The sequence below is a fragment of the Cupriavidus sp. SZY C1 genome (genome assembly GCF_032190535.1).
GTDB classification, from domain to species: Bacteria; Pseudomonadota; Gammaproteobacteria; order Burkholderiales; family Burkholderiaceae; genus Cupriavidus; species Cupriavidus pauculus_C.
Genome location: NZ_JAUANU010000007.1, coordinates 274,186 through 296,438, shown reverse-complemented (window position 1 = coordinate 296,438; position 22,253 = coordinate 274,186). Strand labels below are relative to the sequence as shown.

Genomic DNA, 22,253 nt, shown 5'->3' with positions numbered 1-22,253 from the left:
AATGCAAGGGGGTAGTCAGATGGAGCAGTCCGCCATCCACGGCGCCATCCGTGGATTGTATGAAGGCGTTCTCGATCCGGCCGCGTGGCACCAGAGCCTGCGCACGCTGACCGAGATCGCGGATAGCGCGCATGCGTCGATGATGGTGTGGGACACCGTGCGCGACCAGGTGACCGTCAACGAGGTGGTCAACCCGGTGGTCGAACTGTTCACCACCTACGAGAACGAATTCCAGGCCATCGACCCGGCCAAGGACTTCGCGCCCCGGCTGGTGCCGGGCGCCTGGTACATCGACGCGCGCGACCTGGGCCCGCAGGCCATGGCGCGCCACCCGTTCTATCGCGATTTCTTCAACCGCTTCGAGCTGCGGTCGTACGTGGCCTGCCTGGTGGAGCGCCAGCCGCACTACGAGGTCTATTTCTCGATGCAGCGCGCGCTGACGCAGGACACGTTCTCCGGCGAGGACACGCGCCGGCTGGACTGGATCATCCCGCACATGCGCAGCGCCGTGGCCATGCGCGACCGCACGCTGGCGCTGTCGACGATGGCGTCGCTGTCGGCGCGCCTGCTCGAACGGATGGACTTTGCCGTGGCCGTCTACACGCCCGACCGGCACCTGCTGCTGGCCAACATGGCCGGCGAACGCTGGGCGCGCCGGCTCGATCCGGCCGGCAAGACGGCCAGCTGGCAGCTTTCGCGCCCGTTTCCGGAAATGGTGCAGGCCGCCTGCGACCCGGCCAACCCGCTGGGCGCCCAGGCCGCCCGCGCCACCGACGCCAGCGGCAACGTGGCCGACGTGCTGGTGCTGCCGCTGCCCGCCACGCACGCCTTTGCCTCGGCCTGGCAACACCCCGCGGCGCTGGTGGTCGTGCACGAGGCCGGCGCCCCGTCGGTCCTGCTGGACACCGTGCTCCGCAACCTGTTCTCCCTGACCCCCGCCGAGACCCGCCTGGCATCGCGCCTGGCCACCGGCGAAGGTCTTCCCGATGCCGCCCGGCACATGCGCATCCGCCATGAAACCGCCCGCACCCAGCTCAAGTCGATCTTCCAGAAGACCGGCTGCACCAGCCAGGCGCAGTTCACCCACCTCCTGACCAGGCTCGCCACCACGCTTCACGGCGCCTAGCGGCCCGCCATTGGGCGGCCATTGTCAACACTGTCAGCGACGGACAGCGCCACGCGAGCGACAGCCGGCGTGCGTGCGCTCGTTTCATCACACAAAAAAGCTAGAAGAAAGGATTTCTGCATGACCGAAGGTGACATGCACGAGACCATCCGCGGTCTCTACCAGGGGGTACTCGATCCCCTGGCATGGCAACGCAGTCTCTACGCGCTGTGCAAGTGGAGCGGCAGCATCCAGGCGTCCCTGCTGGTGCTCGATACCCGGCACCAGACCGTCCACGTGCGCCATCTGGTCAATCGCGCGCCGGACAACCTGGCCATCCTGCCGCCGCCGTACCGCGTGCACGGCGGCATGCCGTTCGCCGGCGTGCTGCCGGTGGGCGGCTGGCAGATCGACCGGCGCGACCTGTCTGGCATGGAGACCGGCCACGCGCCGCTGCGCGGCCAGGCGCTCGACGACGTCGCGCTGACGTCGGTCATGGCCTGCCTGGTCGACCGCCGGCCCACGCACGAGATCTACCTGGCGCTGCAGCGGCCGGCCGGCGAGGAAGGCTATGCGGAAGCCGACGCCCGCGCGCTGGACTGGGCCATCCCGCACCTGCGGGAGGCGCTGGCGCTGCGCGACCGCACCCACGCCGCGGCCCAGCAGGGCCATGTGTCGGCCGACCTGCTCAACCGGCTGCCGTTCGGCGTGCTGGTGTTCGCCGAATCGGGCCGGCTGCTGCTGTCCAACGCGGCGGGGCTGCCCTGGGCGCGGCGGCTGCTGCCGGGCGAGAGCTCGGAGGTGCCCGGCGCGGCTGACGGCCCGGACCATGGGAATATCGGCGGGAATGCCGGCGGGCATGGCAACGGAAATGGCAACGGCCACGCCTGGCGGCTGTCGCGCTCGTTTGCCGATGTGATGCGCGCGCTATGCGACCCCGGCTCGCTGCAGCCGGCGCAGGCCATCCAGGCCACCGGCGCCGACGGCCGCGGCGCGCAGATCGTGGCCGTGGCGCTGTCGCCGTCGCTCTCGCTGCCGTCGCAATGGGAGGGCCAGCCGGTACTGGTGGCCATCCACGAAAGCCAGGGGCCGCCCCGCGCGGTGCCGGCCGTGCTGCGCGACCTCTATGGCTTGACGCCGGCCGAGAACCGGCTGGCGATGCTGCTGACCACCGGCATCGGCCTGCCCGACGCCTGCCTGCAGCTCGGCATCAAGCGCGAGACCGGACGCTCGCAGCTGAAGGCCATCTTCACCAAGACCAGCACCAGCACGCAGGCGCAGCTGGCGCACCTGCTCACGCGGCTGGCCAGCATCCTGGCCGAGCCGGGCGGCCGCACGCGCGACGCGGCCTAGCCCAGCAGCCGCAGCGCGGTGTAGACGGCCATGCCCACCACGATCATGCCGACCATGCGCTTCGTGAACACGTAGCACAGCGTGGCGGCGATGCCGGCCATGAGCTTGTCGTTGCCCGGCGCGATCGTGAAATGCCCCTCGAAGGTCAGCAGGTCCGGCAGGATGATGGCCGCCAGCGCGGCGGCCGGTGCGTAGCGCAGCGCGCGCTGGATGCGGTCCGGCACCGTCACGCGCTCGCCGGCCATCAGGAACAGCGCGCGGGACAGCACCGTCACCACGGTCATGCCGACGATGGCCACCCAGGTCTCCACATGGCTCATGCCTGGTCTCCGGTCGGCTGCTCGCGCCGGCGCGCGCGGATGCCGCGCAGCGTGGTCCGCGCGGCCATCTCGTCGCTGGCCATGCCGGCGGCAATCGCGGCCACCACGGCCAGCACCAGCGCCAGCCGGTACGGCAGGTCGAAGCAGAGCAGCGCCACCACCGCCGACACCACCACCGCCATCAGCGTCGAGCGCGAGTTGATCGTGGCGATCATCACCGGGATCAGCGCCAGCGTGCCGGCCAGCGCCAGGCCCCAGCTATCGGGGAACAGGCTGGCCAGCAGGATGCCGATGATCGACGACACCTGCCACGTGGCGCAGTTGATCAGCGCCATGCCCCAGAAATAGCCTTCCTTGCCCGGCACGTGGCCCGGCTCGGTATAGCGCTGCATGAAATAGACGAAGTGCAGGTCGCCGTTGAAGAAGCCCAGCAGCGTGCGGCGCCATCCCGGCAGGTAGTTGAAATGCGGCTGCAGCGCGGCGCTGAAGATCACGAAGCGCAGGTTCACCACGGCGGCCGTCAGCCAGACCGTCCAGATCGGCATGCCGGCCGCGAACAGCGGCAGCACCGCCAGCTGCGCGGAGCCGGCATAGACCAGCAGCGACATGCCGATGGCCTCCGGCACGGTCAGCGCCGACTTGCTCATGGCCACCCCAGTGACCAGGCCCCACGAGAACACGGCGGGCAGGGAAGGCGCGAAGAACCGCGCGCCCGCGAGAAAGGCAGTGCGCTCCACCTCGGCAAACCGATGCCAAAGGCGCAACCACACCGGGGACGACGTTCGGGGTGTCATGGCGAGATGAGAAGAGAGGCGCGGCAGGCCGTCTGGCGCGGCATTGCCGTCAGGAAAGACCATCGGCCACGCACGCGCGTGGCCGATGGCGGAGCAGCCATTATAGGCCCGCGACCGCCGCTGGTAAGCAGCAGCTTAATAGTGTCCGGGCAACTGTTGTATCGAGGTCAAACGGCCGCGGCCCGCCCCTCGCCGGACGGGTCCCGGCGGCCATTCAAGCCAGCTTGCCGGCCGGCGCGCCCGACGCCACGGCCGGCTGCCGGGCCGCCTCGGGGTCGTGGTCGTCGCCGCCGCCGGCCTGGTTCAGGTCGATGCCCGACGTCTCCGGCAGCAGCGCGGCCGACACCATCACCAGCGCGTAGCCCACCCCGGCCACCATGGCGATGGCCAGCGCCAGCGACGTGCGCCCGCTGTTGAGCCAGCCCACGGCCAGCGGGAAGAACGATCCAATCACGCGGCCCAGGTTGTACGACACGCCGTAGCCGGTGGCGCGCACGCTGCTCGGGTACGACTCCGAGATCGTCGCCCCGATGCCCGAGAACACGCCCTGCATCAGCACCCCGAGCGGAAAGCCCAGGAACAGCATCGACGTGTTCGAGACCGGGATCACCATGTAGATCATCGCCATCACGAACGCGCCGGCCGCGAACGCGATGTAGGTCAGCCGCCGGCCCCAGCGGTCCGTGGCATAGGCACCGGCCACGTAGCCGACCAGCGACCCCAGGATCGTCACGGCCAGGTAGGAACTGGTGCCGAACACCGACAGCCCGCGCTCGGTCTTCAGGAACGTGGGCAGCCACGTGGCGATGGCGTAGTAGGCGCCCAGCATCCCGCCCGACAGCAGGCTGCACAGCACGGTCTTGCGCAGCAGCGGCTTGCGGAACACGCGCGCCAGGTCGGCGCCCGGCGACACCGCGCCGCGCTCGGCCCGGCTCTTCAGGAACACCTCGGGCTCCTGGAGGTTGCGGCGCAGGTAGACCACCACCAGCGCCGGCAGGATGCCCAGGAAGAAGCACACGCGCCACGCCACTTCCGGCTCGAACAGGCTGAACGTGATGGCATACGCGATGGCCGCCCCGCCCCAGCCGAACGAATAGCTGCTGGCCGTGAAGCCCGAATACTTGCCGCGGTGTGCCGGGTTGCGGATCAGTTCGGTCACCAGCACCATGCACAGCGACGATTCGCCACCAAAGCCCAGCCCCTGCAGCATCCGGAACACCATCAGTTGTTCCGGCGAATTGGCGATGCCGCACAGGAAGCACGAGACCGCGAAGACCAGGATGGTCCAGCGCAGCACCCGCACCCGCCCGAAGCGGTCGGCCAGCAGCCCGGCGCCCACCGCGCCCACCAGCGACGACACCAGCGTCCACGTCACGATGGCGCCCGCCATCGACTTGCTCATGCCCCACTGCGCCAGCAGCGTGGAGATCAGGAACGAATAGATCATGAAGTCGAACACGTCGACCGCATGCCCCAGGAACGCCCCGTAGAACCCCTTGCGCTCCGCGCGCGACAACTCCCTGAACCAGTCCAGCATGATCGCCCTCCCCTTTTGTAGCGATGATCGTCAGATGCGCGGCGCGCGGAACGCGAAGCCCGCGTCCTCCAGCAACCGCGCAAACCGCAGCGCCGTGAGGTCGTGGTAGCGGCCCGCCACCACCTGCACGCCCACGGGCAGCCCGTCGCTGGCTGGCCCGATCGGCGCCACCGTCGACGGCAGCCCGCACAGGCCCGAATGGCCCGCCCAGAACAGTTGCGACGTCAGCGGCCACGGCCGGCCGTTGACCGTGATCGACCGCTGCCACGGCTCGCCCTGCTCGTCGAGCGGAAAGGCGGTGGTGGACGCCGCCGGACACAGCAGCACGTCGTAGTCGCCGAAGAAGCGGTGCCAGGCGCGGGCAAACTGCTCGCGCGCGGGCTGCAGCCGCAGCCAGTGGCGGTGGCTCAGTGCGGCGCCGGTGAACTGCAGCGTGGCGTAGTCGGCATCGTCGCCGTCGGGCTGCCCGGCACGCGCCAGGGCGTCGGCAAACGCGGCGTCGTCCATGTAGAGCGAGGTCGTGGCGCGCAGCAGCAGCACGTAGACGCGCCACAGCTCGGCCGGATCGAAATCGGGCCGCACGTGCCACGCCACTTGCGCGCCTGCCGCCTCCAGCCAGTGGCCCAGCCGTTCGATGGCGCCGCTGACGGCGGCGTCGGCCTCGGCCAGCGGGTGGGTCGGCAGCACGGCCACGCGAAAGCCGTCGAGCCGGGCGATGTCGCACGGCGGCAGGTCGAGCCGCCACGCGGCGCCCTCGGCGGCGTCGGGTCCGGCGATGGCCCGCAGCACCAGTTCCAGGTCACGCGCGCTGCGCGCCACCGGGCCGGCCACGTTGATGTCCTGCGCGGCAAACCCGGCCTGGGCATTGCCATGACCGCGCAACGGCACGATGCCGTGGCTGCTCTTGTGCGAGAACACGCCGCAGTAGTGGGCCGGGTTGCGCAGCGACGAGCCGATATCGGACCCGATATCGAAATAGCTCATGCCGGCGCAGACCGCCGCCGCGCTGCCGCCCGACGACCCGCCCGGCGTACGCGACAGGTCGTGCGGATTGCGCGTGGTGCCGTAGACGGCGTTGTAGGTCTGCCAGTCGCGCAGGCCCAGCGGCACGTTGGTCTTGCCAAGCAGCACCGCGCCATGCGCGCGCAGGCGCTCGACGACCACGGCATCGGCGGCGGCGCGATGAGTGGCCCGCGCCGGCGCACCGCAGGTGGTCGGCCAGCCGGCCACGTCGAACGATTCCTTGACCGAGAACGGCACGCCATCGAGCGGCCCGCGCGTCCGCCCGGCCTGCCGCCGCGCATCGCTGCCCGCCGCCGCCTCGCGCGCCGCCTCGAAATCGGCCAGCACCATCGCATTGACCGCCGCATGCCGCGCCTGCCAGGCCGCGTGACAGGCATCCACCAGCGCAACCGCCGTGGTCTCGCCGCGCGCCAGTTGCGCGGCGGCGACATGGGCAGGCAGCCAGCAGGCATCGGACGGATTGGCGGCAGTGGGGGGCGGCAGGGTCACGGGGGCTCCGTTTTGGGCTTGGGCCAGGTCGGCTGGCTTGCGGGGGTTCGGTATACTATATTCAGGTTTCAGAGAATCACAAGGCAGTATTTATGCCAGGGTGGTGTGCGCTGCGGCAGCCCGGCCAGCGGGTGGGTGCTCCCCGCTCCCGCCCAGCGGGACAGGGGTGTGGGGGTGAGGGCCGGCGTTTGCGACTGCCATCCACGCCCGTTCCCAAGCACCACAATGACGCTGAAGTTGTATACCGTTTGGTGCACCGCGATCAGATTTGGCGCGGCCGGCCCTCTCCCCCAACCCCTCTCCCGCAGGCGGGAGAGGGGAGCAAACCGGCGGACTTCGGAGTCTTGCGGGAGCAAGCCGGCGGGAGATTTGGGGGAGTCGAACGCTTGCGAATCACCACAGACCAGTCCCCTCTCCCGCCTGCGGCAAAGGGAGCAAGCCGGCGGGAAATTCGGGACTGCCGGGAGCTTGCGAATCACCACAAGCCAGTCCCCTCTCCCGCCTGCGGGAGAGGGTTAGGGAGAGGGCCGGGCGGTTCCAACCACGACTTGTCCCGCATCCCACCGCCTGCCCCCAAACCCCTACCGCCGCAGCAACCCCACCAGTTCATCCACATCCAGCAGCGCGGCCTCGCGGCCGGTGGCTTCGTCGGCGGTGGCGTCCAGCACGCCCTCGGCCAGCGCGCGTTTCCCTTGATGCAGGTCGACGATGCGCTCCTCGATGGTGCCGGCCGTGATCAGGCGGTAGACGGTGACCGGCCGTTGCTGGCCGATGCGGTGGGCGCGGCCCATGGCCTGGTCTTCGGCGGCGGGGTTCCACCAGGGGTCGGCGATGACCACGTAGTCGGCGGCCGTCAGGTTCAGGCCGAAGCCGCCGGCCTTCAGGCTGATCAGAAAGACGTCGCCCTCACCCGCCTGGAATGCCGCCACGCGGCGCGTGCGTTCGGCGGCGGGCGTGGCGCCGTCCAGGTACTGGCAGGCCAGCCCGGCCTCGTCCAGCGGCTGGCGCAGCAACTGCAGGAAGTCGACGAACTGGCTGAAGACCAGCGTGCGATGGCCGTTGGCGGCCAGCGTGGCGGCCAGTTCGGCAAAGGCGCGGACCTTGGCGCCGGGGTGCCCGGTTTCCGGCGTCGCCAGCCGGGGATCGCAGGCGGCGCGGCGCATCCGCATCAGTTGTGCCAGCACGTGGATGCGGGCGTCGGGCTCGGGCGGCGTGGCGCGCGCCCTGGCCGGCTTGCGCGGCCGCAGCAGTGCGCGTTCGGCCTCGGACAGCGCCTGGCGGCGCAGCGCCTCGTAATGGGCCGCCTCGGCCGGCTCGGGCGTGACGCGGATGACCAGTTCCGTGCGCGGCGGCAGTTCGTCCAGCACCTGCGCCTTGGTCCGCCGCAGCACGAATGGCGCGATCATCCGGCGCAGCCGCGTGCGGGGCTCGCGGGCGCCGTTGCGTTCGATGGGGTTGGCGAAATGCTCGTTGAAGCGGGCCAGCGACCCGAGCAGCCCCGGGTTGCAGAACCGCATCACGGCCCACAGTTCCGCCAGGCGGTTTTCCACGGGCGTGCCGGACAGCGCCACGCGGCAGTCGGCCGGCAGCGCGAACATCGCCTGCGCGCGCCGCGACGACGGGTTCTTGAACGACTGCGCCTCGTCGGCCACCACGGTGTGCCAGCCCCGCGCGCAGAAATCGCGGCGCGCCTGTTGCAGCAGGTTGTACGACACGATGACCAGATCCCCGGCGCCAGCCGCGCCGACGATGGCCGTGCGGTCGCCCTCGGCGTAGACATGGACGGTCAGCGTGGGCGCGAACCGGCGCGCCTCGGCCGCCCAGTTGCCGCAGACCGACGTCGGCGCCACCACCAGCGCGGGCCCGCCGGGCGCGCGCGCCACCAGCAGCGCCAGCGACTGCAGCGTCTTGCCCAGCCCCATGTCGTCGGCCAGGCAGGCGCCGAAGCCGGCCTCGGCCAGCGACATCATCCAGCGATAGCCTTCCAGCTGGTACGGCCGCAGCTCGGCCGCCAGCGCGGGCGGCGCCGGGGCGTCGTGCGCGCGCGCCGCGTGCAGCCGCTTCACCCGCGTGCGGAAGTGCGCGTCGGGATCGACGCCGGCGCCGGCCAGCACGTCGTCGAGCCACGGCGTGGCCACCAGCGGCACGCGGATGCCGTCGCGCACGCCATCGCCCACGGCGGCCAGGTCGCGCAGCCGGTCGCGCAACTGGGCCGTCAGCGCCACGTACACGCCGTGGTCCATCGGAATAAACCGGCCCGCGTGGCCGTGCGCCCACGCCACGAGCTTTTCCAGCGACAGCACCAGCCCCTCGGCCACGTGCAGTTCGCCGACCAGCTTGAACCATTCGCTGCCCGATTCCACGCTGACCGCCAGTTGCGGCAGGTCGGCCGGCAGCACGCGCAGTTCGCGGCCGCGCGGCCATTCCAGATCGATCACGCCCAGCAGGCCGGGCAGCGTTTCGATGGCCGTCAGCGCGTCCTCGGGATCGTCGAGCGTCCAGGCCAGCTCGCCGCTGGCCGGCGCCAGCTGCACCAGCCGGGGCAGCGCGTCGAACACCTCGGCCACGTGCGCGAGTTCGGCGTCGATCTGGCGATCGGTGACCAGCGTCTCGCCGCCCAGCGTCGCCATCAGCTTCGCCCGGCCGTGGCCCGGCGCCAGGCGCGGCCCGAGCGGCCCCAGCGGCGTGACCACCAGCCGCAGGCTGATGCCCCGCCCCACCGGGGCCACCTCGGCGCGCAGCCGCGATTCGGGATCGCGCTCGCGGGCCTCGCCCGCGCTGTCGGCATGGATCTGGAAGTGCCCGGCCAGCGCCCGCAGCGTGCTGTCGAGCCGGGCCTGCGCGGTGGCGGGCACGGCCAGCCCGCCGGCCATCAGCTTGGCGGCCTCGGCCTGGGCGGCGGTGAAGCGGTACACGCGCAGCCGGCGGGCGCCGTCCTGCAGCACGGTGATGTGGCGCAGCGCCTCGGCCTCCTGCCGGGCAGCGGCGGGCAGGAAATCCTCCATCGACTTCGCGGCGCGCAGCGGCGGCACGATGCGCAGCAGGTAGCGGTCGCCCTCGCGCACGGCTTCCAGCGCGGGCGTCGCTTCGAGCACTTCCATCGGAATCGTCGGCGCGTGGGCCAGCACCACGGCCGGGTGGCCGACCAGCGCCAGCGCCGCGGCGGCGCGGTCCAGCACGTGGCGGCGGTTGCGCGAGGCATCGCGCCGGATGGCCCGGGCCAAGCGGGCATCCCACGGCGGCAGGGCGTCATCGGCGGCCACGCGCGCCAGCGGCACGGGGCGCGGCCGGCTCCAGCCGCGCGCGCTCCACGCCTGCTCCATCGGCTCGATGGCGTCCACCTCGCCGTCGGCGCCCAGCGTCAGCGCCCAGACCAGCCGGCGCGCGGCGCCTGGCTCCGGGGCGGGCGCGCCGCCGGCCAGCGCCTCCAGCGCCCCCAGCGCGTCGCGCCAGCGGTCGTCGCCGTCCGGCACGTCGGAGTCGGGGGGGCTGGGCGGGGAACGGGACACGAACGGCGCGGATGGTCGGGACAGGGAACGTGCGATTGTAGAACGGCGCGCACGCCACCCCGCGTTGGCACACAAGGCCCCCCGGCTTACAATGGCGCCTTTACGACTTTTGTTGGTGACGGGGAGACGACCATGTCGATGGCAGATCGCGACGGCAAGATCTGGATGGACGGCAAGCTGATTGAATGGCGCGACGCCAAGATTCATGTGCTGACGCACACCCTGCACTACGGCATGGGCGTATTCGAGGGCGTGCGCGCCTACAAGACCCCGGACGGCACCGCGATTTTCCGCCTGAAGGAGCACACGCGCCGCCTGTTCAATTCGGCCAAGATCTTCCAGATGGCGATGCCGTTCGACGAGGCCACGCTCGAAGCCGCCCAGCGCGAGGTGGTGCGCGCCAACAACCTGGAGTCGTGCTACATCCGCCCGCTGGTCTGGATCGGCTCGGAAAAGCTGGGCGTCTCGGCCAAGGGCAACACGATCCACGTGGCCATTGCCGCCTGGCCCTGGGGCGCCTACCTGGGCGAGGAAGGGCTGGAGCGCGGCATCCGCGTCAAGACATCGTCGTTCACGCGCCACCACGTCAACGTGTCGCTGGTGCGCGCCAAGGCCAGCGGCTACTACATCAACTCGATCCTGGCCAACCAGGAAGCCACCAGCCTGGGCTACGACGAGGCGCTGCTGCTGGACACCGACGGCTACGTGAGCGAAGGCTCCGGCGAGAACGTGTTCATCGTGCGCAACGGCGTGATCTACACGCCGGACCTGGCCTCGTGCCTGGACGGCATCACGCGCGACGCCACGCTGACGATTGCCCGCGACCTGGGCATCGAGGTGCGCGAGAAGCGCATCACGCGCGACGAGATGTACTGCGCCGACGAGGCGTTCTTCACCGGCACCGCCGCCGAGGTGACGCCGATCCGCGAACTGGACGACCGCGTCATCGGCGAAGGCCGCCGCGGCCCGGTGACCAAGCGCGTCCAGGACGCGTTCTTCGCGGCCGTGGGCGGCACCGACGAGAAGTACAAGAAGTGGCTGACGCTGGTCTGATCCGGCGCCATCCATCCCGAATTCCCCGCAAGACAACCGTAACACCATGACGCAAACCGCAACCGTCGTCGAGATCGGCGCCGAAGACATTCCGCTGCACTGCCCCACCGGCAACACGCCGGCCTGGAACTACCATCCCCGCGTCTTCCTGGACGTGGTGGATACCGGCGAGGTCAAGTGCCCGTACTGCGGCACCGTGTACAAGCTCAAGCCGGGCACCGTGCTCAAGGGCCACCACTGACCGCGGCGCCGCGACGCCAATGCTTCCCCACGCCCCGGGCCGCGCACGCGCCCCGGGGCGTTGACATGCCCGGGCACCCCGCACAAGAAAAGGGCCGCGTACCACCCACTCCATGAGAAAAGCCCTCGTTATCGCCCCCAACTGGATCGGCGACGCCCTGATGGCGCAGCCGCTGTTCGCCCTGCTCAAGGCGCGCCACCCGCGCCTGGTCATCGACGCCCTGGCACCCAAATGGGTGGCGCCGGTGCTGGCCCGCATGCCCGAGATCGGCAAGGTATTCCCCAGCGACCTCGCGCACGGCAAGCTCCAGCTGAGCGCGCGGCTGATGTTCGCGCAGCAGCTCAAGCACGAAGGCTACGACGTGGCCTACGTGCTGCCGAATTCGCTGAAGTCGTCGCTGATCCCGTTCCTGGCCGGCATTCCGCTGCGCATCGGCTACCGGGGCGAGGCGCGCTTCGGCATGCTGAACATCCGCCACAAGAACCCGCCGCGCGACCGGCGCCCGCCGATGGTGGAACACTACGCCCGGCTGGCGCTGAAGCCCGGCGCCCGGCTGCCCGAGTCGATTCCCGATCCGCAGCTCAAGGTCGATCCGGCGCGCATGGCCGCCACGGCCGGGCGCTTCGGCATTGCCCCCGGCACGCGCGTGATCGCGTTCTGCCCCGGCGCCGAGTTCGGCCCGGCCAAGCGCTGGCCGGCCGCGCACTTTGCCGCGCTGGCGCAGATGCTGCGCCGGTCGTACCCGTACGCGCAGATCGTCACGCTGGGGTCGGCCAAGGATGCCGAGATTGCCGAGGCCATCGTCCAGGGCGCGCCGTTCGTGCGCAACCTGTGCGGCCAGACGTCGCTGGACGACGCGGTGGACCTGCTGGCGCTGTCCGAGGCCGCCGTCTGCAACGACTCGGGCCTGATGCACGTGACCGCCGCGCTGAACCGGCCGCAGGTGGCCGTCTACGGGTCGAGCGACCCCCGCCATACGCCCCCGCTGTCACAGGCAGCGAGTATCATGTGGCTTCAACTCGAGTGCAGCCCCTGCTTCAAGCGCGAGTGCCCGCTTGGCCACCTGCGCTGCCTGAAGGAAATCGAGCCCGAAATGGTGTTCGTCGAGTTGCGCAAGCTCCTGCACCGTCCCTGATCCAACCAACATGCCCCGTTTCGCCCGCCTGTTCGATTCCGCCGAAGACATCGTCGATGCCTTCCGTGAAGCCATGAAATTGCGCGACGCCGATGGCGCGCTGCGGCTCTGGCTGGACGAAGACTCGATCACGTGCATCATGCCCGACGGCCAGCGGCTGATCGGCCATGACAGCCTGCGCCAGGCGTTTGCCCAGCTGCTGGAAGAGCAGCCGGTGCTGATCGACGCCATCGAGACCAGCAGCCATGCGTCGCTGGGCGTGTCGATCTTCGACGTCACCGAGGCGCTGCGCTTTGGCGAAGGCCGCGTGGAAGCCGACCTGTTCGTGCACACCACGTACGTGCTGATGCAGAACCACGAGGGCTGGCGCCTGGCCCACATCCACTGCAGCCCGGCCAACGCGGTGCAGGTGGCCGCCGTGGCCGCCGCGCCGGGACAGGCCCTGCACTGACGCCCATGCGGGCCATGCCGTTCGGCGATACGTTCCACACGCCCTGGTGGCTGCGCGGCGGCCACGCGCAGACCATCCTGCCGGCCCGCTTTACCCGCTACCGCCGCATCGGCTTCCGGCGCGAACGCTGGAACACGCCCGACGGCGACTTCATCGACCTTGACTGGACCACCCACCCCGCCGCGCCGGACGCGCCGCTGGTGGTGATGTTCCACGGCCTGGAGGGCGATTCCAACAGCCACTACGCCCAGACGCTGATGACCGCGCTGCGCGAGCGCGGCTGGCAGGGCGTGATCCCGCACTTCCGCGGCTGCTCGGGCGAGCTGAACCAGGCGCCGCGCTTCTACCATTCGGGCGATTCGGCCGAGATCCGCTGGGTGCTGCACCGGCTGCGGGACCAGTTGCGCGGCCAACCGCGCAGCGGGCCCGACCGGCCGATGCTGGCCGTCGGCATCTCGCTGGGCGGCAACGCGCTGCTGCGCTTTCTGGGCGAGGACGGCCGTGATGCCGGCTTCCTGCGCGCGGCGGCGGCCATCTCGGCCCCACTGGACCTGGCAGCGGGCGGCGCGGCGCTGTCCAGCGGCTTCAACATGCTCTACACGCGGATGTTCCTGCAGACGCTCAAGCGCAAGTCGCTGGCCAAGCTGGACCAGTTCCCGGGCCTGTTCGACCGCGACGCGATGCTGCGCAGCCGCGACCTGTACGCGTTCGACAACATCGTCACCGCGCCGCTGCACGGCTTCAAGGACACCGACGACTACTGGGCGCGCGCGGCCAGCAAGCCTATCCTGGGCGAGATCCGCATTCCGACGCTGGTGCTGAACGCCCGCAACGACCCGTTCCTGCCGGGCCGGCACCTGCCCGGGCCGGCCGACGTCAGCGCCGACGTGCTGCTGGAGCAGCCCGAACACGGCGGCCACGTGGGCTTCATGACACCGCGCGGCGGCCTGCTGGGCCAGTTGCCGCTGCTGCCGCTGGCCGGGCACATCGACTGGCTGCCGGGGCGCATCCTGGGCTTCTTCGACAGCGTCGGCATACAGGGGGAGACATCATGGACGAGGTAGTCAAGCAGGCCATGGCCCGCTGGCCCAACGTGCCGAACTGCTTCGGCTGGCTGGCGCTGGACCGGCGCGGCCAATGGCGCATGCGCAACGAGTTCGCGCAGCAGCACGGGCTGTCGGGCGACCCGATCCGCCACGCGGCGCTGATCGGCTTCATCGAGCGCAACTACACGCGCGACACCCACGGCGCGTGGTACTTCCAGAACGGACCGCAGCGCGTGTTCGTGTCGCTGGCCTACACGCCGTGGGTGGCGCGGCTGCACAACGGCGCGCTGGCCACATCGACGGGACAGGCGTTCACGCCGTCGTCATGCTTCGTCGACGAGCACGGCAACGTGGTGCTGGGCGGCACCGTGGACGGCGTGCCGGGCGAACAGGCCGCCGTGCTGCACGACCACGACCTCGACGCCTTCAGCTCCACCAGCGACTGGCACGGCGAAGCCTGCGGCGCCACGCTGGGCGTCTTCCACCACGACGGCCGCGACATCGACATCGACCCCATCGTCGAGGCCGAGGTGCCGAAGCGGTTCGGGTTCGTCAGGGAGCCGGTGGCGGGGTAGGTTGGTGGGCTGGGGGTGGACCGGTCGGCCATGTCTGACACGTTGTCCACTGCCGAGGGTCTGCTCCCCTCTCCCGCACGCGGGAGAGGGGTTGGGGGAGAGGGCGTTGAGGTTCAAATTGCGACGGATTGCAACTTGCACCGCCGGCCCTCACCCCCAGCCCCTCTCCCGCAAGCGGGAGAGGGGAGCAAAACATCAAAGGGAGAGGGAAGCAACCATCGCCGCCACCGCCGGCTAGTTCGGCATCCCCTTGCTGTCCTGGCGGTCTTCCTTGTACTGCAGTTGCAGCTGGTGCAGCCGCGCGTCGACCTCGGACAGCGTGTAGAAGTCGCCGTCGCCGGCCTTGCGGGCGATCTGGAGCTGTTCGATGGCGGCCTGGTACGAGCCGTCCATCGCGTATTTTTCGGCCAGTGCCTGATGCTGCTGCAGGCGCTTGCCCTGGGCAGCATAGGCGCGCGCCAGCATCTCCCACCATTCTGAACGGCCCGATTCCTCGCGCGTGCGCGAGCGCAGGAACGCCACGGCGTCGTCGAGCCGGTTGGCGGCCAGCAGCGTGTCCGCGTAGGTCACGGCGGCCGCGTGCGACAGCGGGAACGCCCTGAGCGTGGCCGATGCCTGCGTCAGCGCGTCCTGCGAGCGGCCCTCGCCGCGCGCCAGTTCCACCGCCATCACGTCCAGCATCGGCGTGCCCGACGTGGCGCCGGGAATCGTGCCGTAGAGGCGGCGGGCCTCGGCCAGCGCCTTGTCGGCGTCCGCAAAGCGGCCCAGCTTCTGGCTGGCGAACGCGATGCCGTAGTACACCGCCGGCAGCCGCATGGCCGGCGCGCCGGGCACCTGGGCGCGGAAGTTGGCCAGCAGGTTGCGCAGGTCGTTGGGCGTGGGCGATTGCAGCACCGCGGCCCGCACGCGGGCAAATTCGTAGTCGGGCGTGTTGCCGACCTTGCGCGCCGACACATGGCGCACGCGGTCCTGCATGTCGGCGATCCGCTCGGACGTCAGCGGGTGGGTGCGCACGTAGGCCGGCACCGAGTTGTCCGAGATCCCCATAACGCGCTGCAGCCGCTGGAAGAAATCGGGCATGCCCTGCGGGTCGAAGCCGGCGGCCGTCATGATCTGGAAGCCCACGCGGTCCGCCTCGCGCTCGGCGCCGCGCGAGAACGACAACTGGTTGGCAACGGCCGCGCCCTGCCCGCCCAGTGCCAGCGCCGCCGCGGCATCGCCGCTCTTGGTGGCGGCCAGGCCCGCCAGCACCATCGACGCCAGCGCGATCCACATCGACTGGTCCTGGCTCGTGATGCCGCGCGCGATGTGCCGCTGCATCACGTGGCCGATTTCGTGGCCCAGCACCGAGGCCAGTTCCGACTCGGTATCGGACTGCACCAGCAGCCCCGTGTGCACGCCGATATAGCCGCCCGGCATGGCGAACGCGTTGATCGACCGGTCGCGCACGCCGAACATCTCGAAACCCGTGGCGAAGGTGCCCGAACCGTTCGACCCGGCCACGTTCAGCCGCCGCGCGGCCTGCACCAGCCGGTAGCCGAGCGCGTTCAGGTAATCGTTGAGCAGGGGGTCCGACACGTAGTCGGGGTCGCGCCGGATGCTGCGCATGATGCGGTCGCCGAGCCGCTTTTCCATGTCCGGCGACAGCGACGCCGTGGACGGATCGCCCAGGTCCGGCAACTGCAGCCCGGCGCTTTCCACCACGGTATTGCCGCTGCGCAGGCCGAATTCCGATTTCTGGCCGGCCCGCACGCTGCGGTTGAGGTTGTCGTAGACCTGGTCGCTGACGCCGCCATCGACCTGGCCATTCAGCGCGTTGTTCAGCTTGGGCGCCGGCAGCGGCGCGCCACCCTGCGCCGGCGACACCCCGGCGGCAGCCAGCCGCGCATTGGCGGCCGCTGCCGCGCCGGGCCGGGCCGGCTGCGGCGCCGACGCCGCGCCCTGCGGCCAGGCCGGCGCCGACATCGTCAGCACGAGCGCAGCCGCCAGCGCGCGCGTCGGATGTGACGCACGCATGGCTGGCATGGCGGGAGAGACGGCGCGGGCGCTCGACCGGTCGGGCAGGCGGCGAGGCCATGAAATCTTTGGCATGTTGCTATGATAGCGGCCTCCGGGTGGCGTTCCCATCGGGCAAGTCCCGGCGTGGCCCACGGCACCCGGCCGGCGTTTTCGGCCCCTGTTTCGACTCCTTTTCCGATCCGATCTCGGCCCCCTTTTTCCTGCTTGCGTCCTACGCGCCTCGCCCATGAGTCAGCTTACCCATTTCGACACCGCCGGCCAGGCCCACATGGTCGACGTCGGCAACAAGGCCAACACCCACCGCGTGGCCGTGGCCACCGGCACCATCACGATGCTGCCGGACACCTTCGCGCTGGTCCGCGACGGCACGGCCAAGAAGGGCGACGTCCTGGGCATCGCCCGCGTGGCCGCCATCATGGCCACCAAGCGCACCGCCGACCTGATCCCGCTCTGCCACCCCATCGGCCTGACCCGCGTGGCCGTCGACTTCGCGCTGGACGCACCCAGCGCCACCATCGCCTGCATCGTCCGCACCGAAACCCACGGCCAGACCGGCGTGGAAATGGAAGCGCTGACGGGCGTACAGGTGGCCCTGCTGACGATCTACGACATGTGCAAGGCGGTGGATCGGGGGATGGTGATCGGGAATGTGAAGCTGCTGGAGAAGCATGGGGGGAAGTCGGGGGATTGGGTGGCGGCATAGCATTTCCGCCAGATTCCTGGCGTCCATCGCGCCAGACATCCGCCCCACCCCACCCCCCGACACAACCTCGCAACAGCAGAAATTTCCCCAAGGTTTTTCGGCCGTTTCTGCATGCAAATTCGGACCCTTCGGTATCCGCACCGTCTGCCAGACTTCTAAGCTCTGGCCTGTCGTTCACTCTGCGAGATCCGATATGCCGAATGCCCTCGTTATCGATCCCCACGCCGCCATCCGCGAGGCCGTCCATGGCGCGCTGACGGCGCAGGCCGGGTTCCGGGAAGTCCGCCTGGCCCCTGGCGGGTCCACTGCCCTGCTGGCGCTGCGCGAGCGTGCCGCCGACCTTGTGGTCACGGACCTCCAGCTCGACGATGTGCCCGGCGACGCCGTGCTGGAGGAAGTGGTATCGAGCTGGCCGGAAACCCGCGTGCTGGTGGTTTCCGCGCAGCGGCGGGCGGCCGAGCGGGCGCTGCTGGCCGGCGCGCATGGATTCATCGACAAGAACAACGGGCTGGGCGGGCTGGTCGATGCGGTACGGGCGCTGATGGGTGGGTACGCCGCCTTTCCGCTGAAGGCGCTGCCCACGTTCCGGCGCGCGGCCACGAATCCGGCCGATCCGCGCACGCTGCTGAGCCGGCGCGAGCTGACGGTGCTGCGGTTCCTGGCGGCCGGGCACTCGAACAAGTCGGTGTCGATGGTGCTGAACATCAGCAACAAGACCGTCAGTTCGCACAAGGCCAGCATCATGGCCAAGCTGGGTCTCAGTTCGCTGATCGACCTGGCCGAGTTTGCGCGGATCCACCGGCTGGCGCCGCCCGAGGTAGTGCCGCCGCCGCTGCCGCGCGTGCGGGGCCACGGCGGGCTGGCGCCCTAGCGGCAGCAGGCCGGGGCGGGTGTGACGGCCTGCCGCCGGCCTTATCCGGCATAATCCAGCCACATCCGAGCCGCACCGGGCGCGGCACGGAACTGACTGGGCATTGCAAATGAAGGCGCCGCAGACGGAAACGTCAGACAACCCCCAAGACCCATCCCGGCAGGCCGACTGCCCGCTGCACTGGTTCGACGCCGACCGGGGCGCGTTCGAAGACCTTGAGCGGCGCATTGCCGACCATCCGGCCGAATTCTTCGCCAGCGCGGACTTCGATCCCGTGGGCGCCTGCGCCACGCGCGAGGCGCGGTTCGCGTCGGTGGACCTGCCCGAGGACCCCACCGCGCCGCAGGCGCATGCCGACCACCTGCTTCACGATGTCTTCCGCCACGTCATGCCCGTGGCGGCGCCGACGTTTGTCGGCCATATGACGTCGTCGCTGCCGTCGTTCATGCCGTCGCTGGCCAAGATCGTGGCGGCGCTGAACCAGAACGTGGTGAAGCTGGAGACGTCGGGCGCGCTCACGGGGCTGGAGCGGCAGGTCATCGGCATGATGCACAAGCTAGTCTTCGGGCAGGACGCCGGCTTTTACGGCCGATGGCTGCACGACCCCGAGCACTCGCTGGGCGCGTTCGGTGCGGGCGGCACCACGGCCAACCTGGCCGCGCTGTGGGCCAGCCGTAACCAGGTGCTGCGCGCGCGGGACGATTTTGCCGGCATCCATCGCGCGGGGCTGGCGGCGGCGCTGCGCCACTATGGTTATGACGGGCTGGCGATCGTGGTATCGGAGCGCGGCCATTATTCGCTGCGCAAGGCGGCCGACGTGCTCGGCATCGGCCGCGACAACCTTGTGCCGGTGGCGGTGGACGCCGACGGGCGCATGCGCGTCGATGCGCTGCGCGCCGCGCTGCGCGATCTTCAGCAACGCAATATCCGGCCGATGACCATCGTCGGCATCGCCGGGACGACCGAGACCGGCGCGGTGGACCCGCTCGACGCCATCGCCGATGTCGCGCAGGAGGCCGGCTGCCATTTCCACGTCGATGCCGCATGGGGAGGCGCCACGCTGCTGTCGGCGCGCGAGCGCTGGCGATTTGCCGGCATCGAGCGCGCCGATTCGGTCGTCATCGACGCGCACAAGCAGTTCTACGTGCCGATGGGCGCCGGGATGGTGCTGTTCCGCGACCCGGCGTGGACGCAGGAAATCGTGCAGCACGCCAACTACATCGTGCGGAAGGGTTCGGTTGACCTGGGGCGCCATACGCTCGAAGGGTCGCGCGGCGCGGCGGCGGTGATGCTCTATGCGAACCTGCACTTGCTCGGGCGCAAGGGGCTGGCCCGGCTGATCGACACCGGCATCGACAACGCCCGGTTCTTCGCGGACCTGATCGACCGGCAGCCGGACTTCGAGCTCGACAGCCGGCCGCAGCTCTGCATCCTGACCTACCGCTACGTGCCCGCGCCGGTGCGCGCCGCGCTGGCATCGGCAGCCACGCCGGCGGCGCAGCGCGAGCGCATCCAGGCGGCGCTGGACGCGTTGACCATCAGCATCCAGGAGATGCAGCGCGATGCGGGCCGGTCGTTCGTGTCGCGGACGCAGCTCACGTCATCGCAGTGGGACGGGCGGGCCATCGCGGTGTTCCGCGTGGTGCTGGCCAACCCGGACACCACGCACGCGATCCTGCAGGACATCCTGGACGAGCAACGCGCGCTGGCCGCGCGCAGCCCGATGCTGGCGCCGCTGATGGCCCTGCTCTGAGGACCGTTGCCCAGGGCCGCCCCGCCGTTGCGGCGGGGCCTCGCGCGGCCCAAGCCGGCGCCCCAAAGCAAAACGCCGCAGTCCCGTGAAGGACTGCGGCGTTTTCATATAGATGGTGGCGAATCAGGGACTCGAACCCCGGACCTGCGGATTATGATTCCGTCGCTCTAACCGACTGAGCTAATTCGCCAACGAAGACCGCAATTATACCTACGCTTTCCGGGCTGTCAACACCTTTGTGACAGCTTTCTGCAAGCTTCGGCGGTTGCCCAAAAAAATGGCAGACCATGGGGTCTGCCAGGAAGGAGCGGCTGGCCGGTAGGCCAGCCATCCTGAGCGCGGTTACCGGCGGCCAGCCGCCGGCGCATGCGTTGCCACGGCCGTTCAGTCGTTGGCGTAGATGTCGATGTCCTTGGTCTCGCGGATGAACAGCGCACCCAGCACGAAGGTCATCGCGGCGATCACGATCGGGTACCAGAGGCCGTAGTAGATGTTGCCGTTCTGGGCCACCAGCGCGAACGAGATGGTTGGCAGCAGGCCGCCGAACCAGCCGTTGCCGATGTGGTACGGCAGGGACATCGACGAGTAGCGGATGCGGGTCGGGAACATCTCGACCAGCATGGCCGCGATCGGGCCGTAGACCATCGTCACGTAGATCACCAGGATGACCAGGATCACCAGCACCATGATCGTGTTCATCTGTGCCGGGTCGGCCTTGGTCGGGTAGCCGTGCGACGTCATCTCGGCACCCACCGCCTTCTTGAAGTCGGCAATCTGCTTCTTGCTGGCGTCGTCGAAGGCGCCCTTGGCCACGTTGGCGTCGAAGGCCTTGATCTCCTTGTCGCCGATCTTGACCGAGGCCACCGTGCCGGCCGGCGCGTTCACCACCTCGTAGCTGGCCGATGCCTGGGCCAGCGTGCGCTTGACGATGTCGCACGAGCTGCGGAAGTCGATCTCGCGGGCAATCGGGCTGCCCTGGAACGAGCAGGTGGCCGGGTCGGCCGTGACCACGATCTGGGCCGACTGCTGGGCACGTTCGAGCGCCGGGTTGGCGTAGTGCGTCAGCGCCTTGAACAGCGGGAAGTAGGTCAGCACGGCCAGCGCGCAGCCCACCATGATGATCCACTTGCGGCCGATCTTGTCCGACAGCGAGCCGAAGAAGATGAAGAACGGCGTGCCGATCACCAGCGCGCCGGCGATCAGCAGGTTGGCCGTCTTGGCGTCCACCTTCAGCACCTGCGTGAGGAAGAACAGCGAGTAGAACTGGCCCGTGTACCAGACCACGGCCTGGCCGGCGGTCAGGCCCACCAGCGCCAGGATCACGATCTTCAGGTTGCGCCATTGGCCGAATGCCTCGGTCAGCGGCGCCTTCGACGTCTTGCCCTCGGCCTTCATCTTCTGGAACGCCGGCGACTCGCTCATCGACAGGCGGATGTACACCGACATGGCCAGCAGCAGGATCGACAGCAGGAACGGAATGCGCCAGCCCCACACGTCGAAGTTCGGGCCCGTGGCCTCGCGCACCAGCAGGATCACGATCAGCGACAGGAACAGGCCCATCGTGGCCGTGGTCTGGATCCACGCCGTGTAGGCGCCACGCTTGCCGTGCGGCGCGTGCTCGGCCACGTAGGTGGCCGCGCCGCCGTACTCGCCGCCCAGCGCCAGGCCCTGCAGCATGCGCAGCAGGATCAGGATGATCGGCGCGGCCCAGCCGATGGTTGCGTAGCCGGGCAGCAGGCCGACGATGAACGTCGACAGGCCCATGATCAGGATGGTGACCAGGAACGTGTACTTGCGCCCGATCATGTCACCGAGCCGGCCAAACACCAGCGCGCCGAACGGCCGCACGATGAAGCCCGCGGCGAACGCCAGCAGCGCGAAGATGAATGCCGAGGTCGGGTCCAGGCCCGCGAAGAACTGCTTGGCGATGACCGCCGCCAGCGAACCGTACAGGTAAAAGTCGTACCACTCGAACACCGTGCCGAGGGAAGAGGCCAGGATCACCTTCTTCTCTTCCTTCGTCATCGGCGCATTGTGGGCGGCCGGTACCGACCCCACGTTTTGCGCGTTTGCCATTTGTTGTCTCCTCCGTTTCCGTTCTTCCGTCGAAAATCTTCAAGGGTCCCTGTCCCCGGGGCCGCCGTGTGCACGGACCGGCCCATTACGGCAAGGTTGCAACGATTGTGGGAGGCGAAACTTACTGCGTTCTGACAGATCCACGCCGGCGCGGCCGGTTTCGGTCGGGGTATACGCTAGCCGGCGCAGGGCACGGGACG

Annotated in this window: 18 protein-coding genes and 1 tRNA gene; 11 read left to right on the top strand and 8 right to left on the bottom strand. The window is 69.8% G+C overall.

Translation table 11 applies throughout. The features are described from left to right. The first annotated feature begins 19 nt into the window (after positions 1-19). Both QTN24_RS14015 and QTN24_RS14010 read left to right on the top strand, forming a co-directional pair. A complete protein-coding gene (locus QTN24_RS14015; RefSeq protein ID WP_313837765.1) occupies positions 20-1,126 on the top strand; it encodes a helix-turn-helix transcriptional regulator in 1,107 nt (368 codons plus the stop codon). A gap of 120 nt (positions 1,127-1,246) precedes the next feature. Beyond that, positions 1,247-2,458 (top strand): helix-turn-helix transcriptional regulator, encoded by a 1,212-nt coding sequence (locus tag QTN24_RS14010; RefSeq protein WP_313837752.1) that lies wholly within the window; start codon positions 1,247-1,249, stop codon positions 2,456-2,458. Here QTN24_RS14010 and QTN24_RS14005 read toward each other — a convergent pair. The 5 genes from QTN24_RS14005 to QTN24_RS13985 all read right to left on the bottom strand — a co-directional run bounded on the left by QTN24_RS14005 (position 2,455) and on the right by QTN24_RS13985 (position 10,130). Beyond that, positions 2,455-2,778, bottom strand: coding sequence for an AzlD domain-containing protein (locus QTN24_RS14005; protein WP_124682360.1), 324 nt, complete (start codon positions 2,776-2,778; stop codon positions 2,455-2,457). The genes QTN24_RS14010 and QTN24_RS14005 overlap by 4 nt on opposite strands. Beyond that, the gene (locus QTN24_RS14000; protein WP_313837751.1) at positions 2,775-3,572 is read right to left on the bottom strand and encodes an AzlC family ABC transporter permease; all 798 of its coding nucleotides are present in this window, start codon (positions 3,570-3,572) and stop codon (positions 2,775-2,777) included. Before QTN24_RS14000 ends, QTN24_RS14005 begins: the two co-directional genes overlap by 4 nt. 214 nt (positions 3,573-3,786) lie before the next feature. Then, positions 3,787-5,109 (bottom strand): MFS transporter, encoded by a 1,323-nt coding sequence (locus QTN24_RS13995; RefSeq protein ID WP_124682362.1) that lies wholly within the window; start codon positions 5,107-5,109, stop codon positions 3,787-3,789. 30 nt (positions 5,110-5,139) lie between these two features. Next, the gene (locus tag QTN24_RS13990; RefSeq protein WP_313837764.1) at positions 5,140-6,615 is read right to left on the bottom strand and encodes an amidase; all 1,476 of its coding nucleotides are present in this window, start codon (positions 6,613-6,615) and stop codon (positions 5,140-5,142) included. A 587-nt stretch (positions 6,616-7,202) separates the two neighbouring features. Continuing rightward, positions 7,203-10,130: a DEAD/DEAH box helicase gene (locus QTN24_RS13985; RefSeq protein WP_313837750.1), complete on the bottom strand. Its 2,928-nt coding sequence runs from the start codon at positions 10,128-10,130 to the stop codon at positions 7,203-7,205. A 132-nt stretch (positions 10,131-10,262) separates the two neighbouring features. On the opposite strand from QTN24_RS13985, the gene QTN24_RS13980 reads away from it, so the two are divergent. From QTN24_RS13980 to QTN24_RS13955, 6 genes are all read left to right on the top strand, one after another. Further along, entirely contained in the window at positions 10,263-11,183 is a 921-nt protein-coding gene (locus QTN24_RS13980; protein WP_124682365.1) for a branched-chain amino acid transaminase, read from the top strand. Positions 11,184-11,229: 46 nt separating this feature from the next. Beyond that, entirely contained in the window at positions 11,230-11,424 is a 195-nt protein-coding gene (locus QTN24_RS13975; RefSeq protein WP_029051276.1) for a zinc-finger domain-containing protein, read from the top strand. Positions 11,425-11,536: 112 nt separating this feature from the next. After that, positions 11,537-12,559, top strand: a complete 1,023-nt coding sequence (gene waaF, locus QTN24_RS13970) for a lipopolysaccharide heptosyltransferase II (protein ID WP_124682366.1) — start codon at positions 11,537-11,539, stop codon at positions 12,557-12,559. Between the two features lie 10 nt (positions 12,560-12,569). Next, complete coding sequence (locus QTN24_RS13965) at positions 12,570-13,010, top strand: YybH family protein (protein WP_124682367.1); 441 nt, start codon at positions 12,570-12,572, stop codon at positions 13,008-13,010. 14 nt (positions 13,011-13,024) lie between these two features. Continuing rightward, the gene (locus QTN24_RS13960) at positions 13,025-14,074 is read left to right on the top strand and encodes a YheT family hydrolase (RefSeq protein WP_124682368.1); all 1,050 of its coding nucleotides are present in this window, start codon (positions 13,025-13,027) and stop codon (positions 14,072-14,074) included. Next, positions 14,062-14,631, top strand: a complete 570-nt coding sequence (locus QTN24_RS13955) for a DUF2946 family protein (protein WP_313837749.1) — start codon at positions 14,062-14,064, stop codon at positions 14,629-14,631. The genes QTN24_RS13960 and QTN24_RS13955 overlap by 13 nt, the downstream gene beginning before the upstream one ends. Before the next feature lie 234 nt (positions 14,632-14,865). Here QTN24_RS13955 and QTN24_RS13950 read toward each other — a convergent pair whose 3' ends face one another. After that, positions 14,866-16,647 carry a M48 family metalloprotease gene (locus QTN24_RS13950; protein ID WP_313837748.1) on the bottom strand — a complete coding sequence of 594 codons (1,782 nt, stop codon included), beginning with the start codon at positions 16,645-16,647 and terminating at the stop codon, positions 14,866-14,868. Positions 16,648-16,876: 229 nt separating this feature from the next. Between QTN24_RS13950 and moaC the strand changes: the two genes are divergently transcribed. From moaC to panP, 3 genes are all read left to right on the top strand, one after another. Continuing rightward, on the top strand, positions 16,877-17,353 hold the full coding sequence (gene moaC / locus QTN24_RS13945) for a cyclic pyranopterin monophosphate synthase MoaC (protein WP_313837747.1): 477 nt from the start codon (positions 16,877-16,879) through the stop codon (positions 17,351-17,353). 193 nt (positions 17,354-17,546) lie between these two features. Then, positions 17,547-18,224: a response regulator transcription factor gene (locus tag QTN24_RS13940; RefSeq protein ID WP_313837746.1), complete on the top strand. Its 678-nt coding sequence runs from the start codon at positions 17,547-17,549 to the stop codon at positions 18,222-18,224. Positions 18,225-18,333: 109 nt separating this feature from the next. Then, the gene (gene panP, locus QTN24_RS13935) at positions 18,334-19,977 is read left to right on the top strand and encodes a pyridoxal-dependent aspartate 1-decarboxylase PanP (RefSeq protein ID WP_313837745.1); all 1,644 of its coding nucleotides are present in this window, start codon (positions 18,334-18,336) and stop codon (positions 19,975-19,977) included. A 113-nt stretch (positions 19,978-20,090) separates the two neighbouring features. Here panP and QTN24_RS13930 read toward each other — a convergent pair. Both QTN24_RS13930 and QTN24_RS13925 read right to left on the bottom strand, forming a co-directional pair. Then, positions 20,091-20,167 (bottom strand) — tRNA-Met (locus QTN24_RS13930). Positions 20,168-20,361: 194 nt separating this feature from the next. Beyond that, a complete protein-coding gene (locus tag QTN24_RS13925) occupies positions 20,362-22,053 on the bottom strand; it encodes an MFS transporter (RefSeq protein WP_124682374.1) in 1,692 nt (563 codons plus the stop codon). Positions 22,054-22,253: the final 200 nt, after the last annotated feature.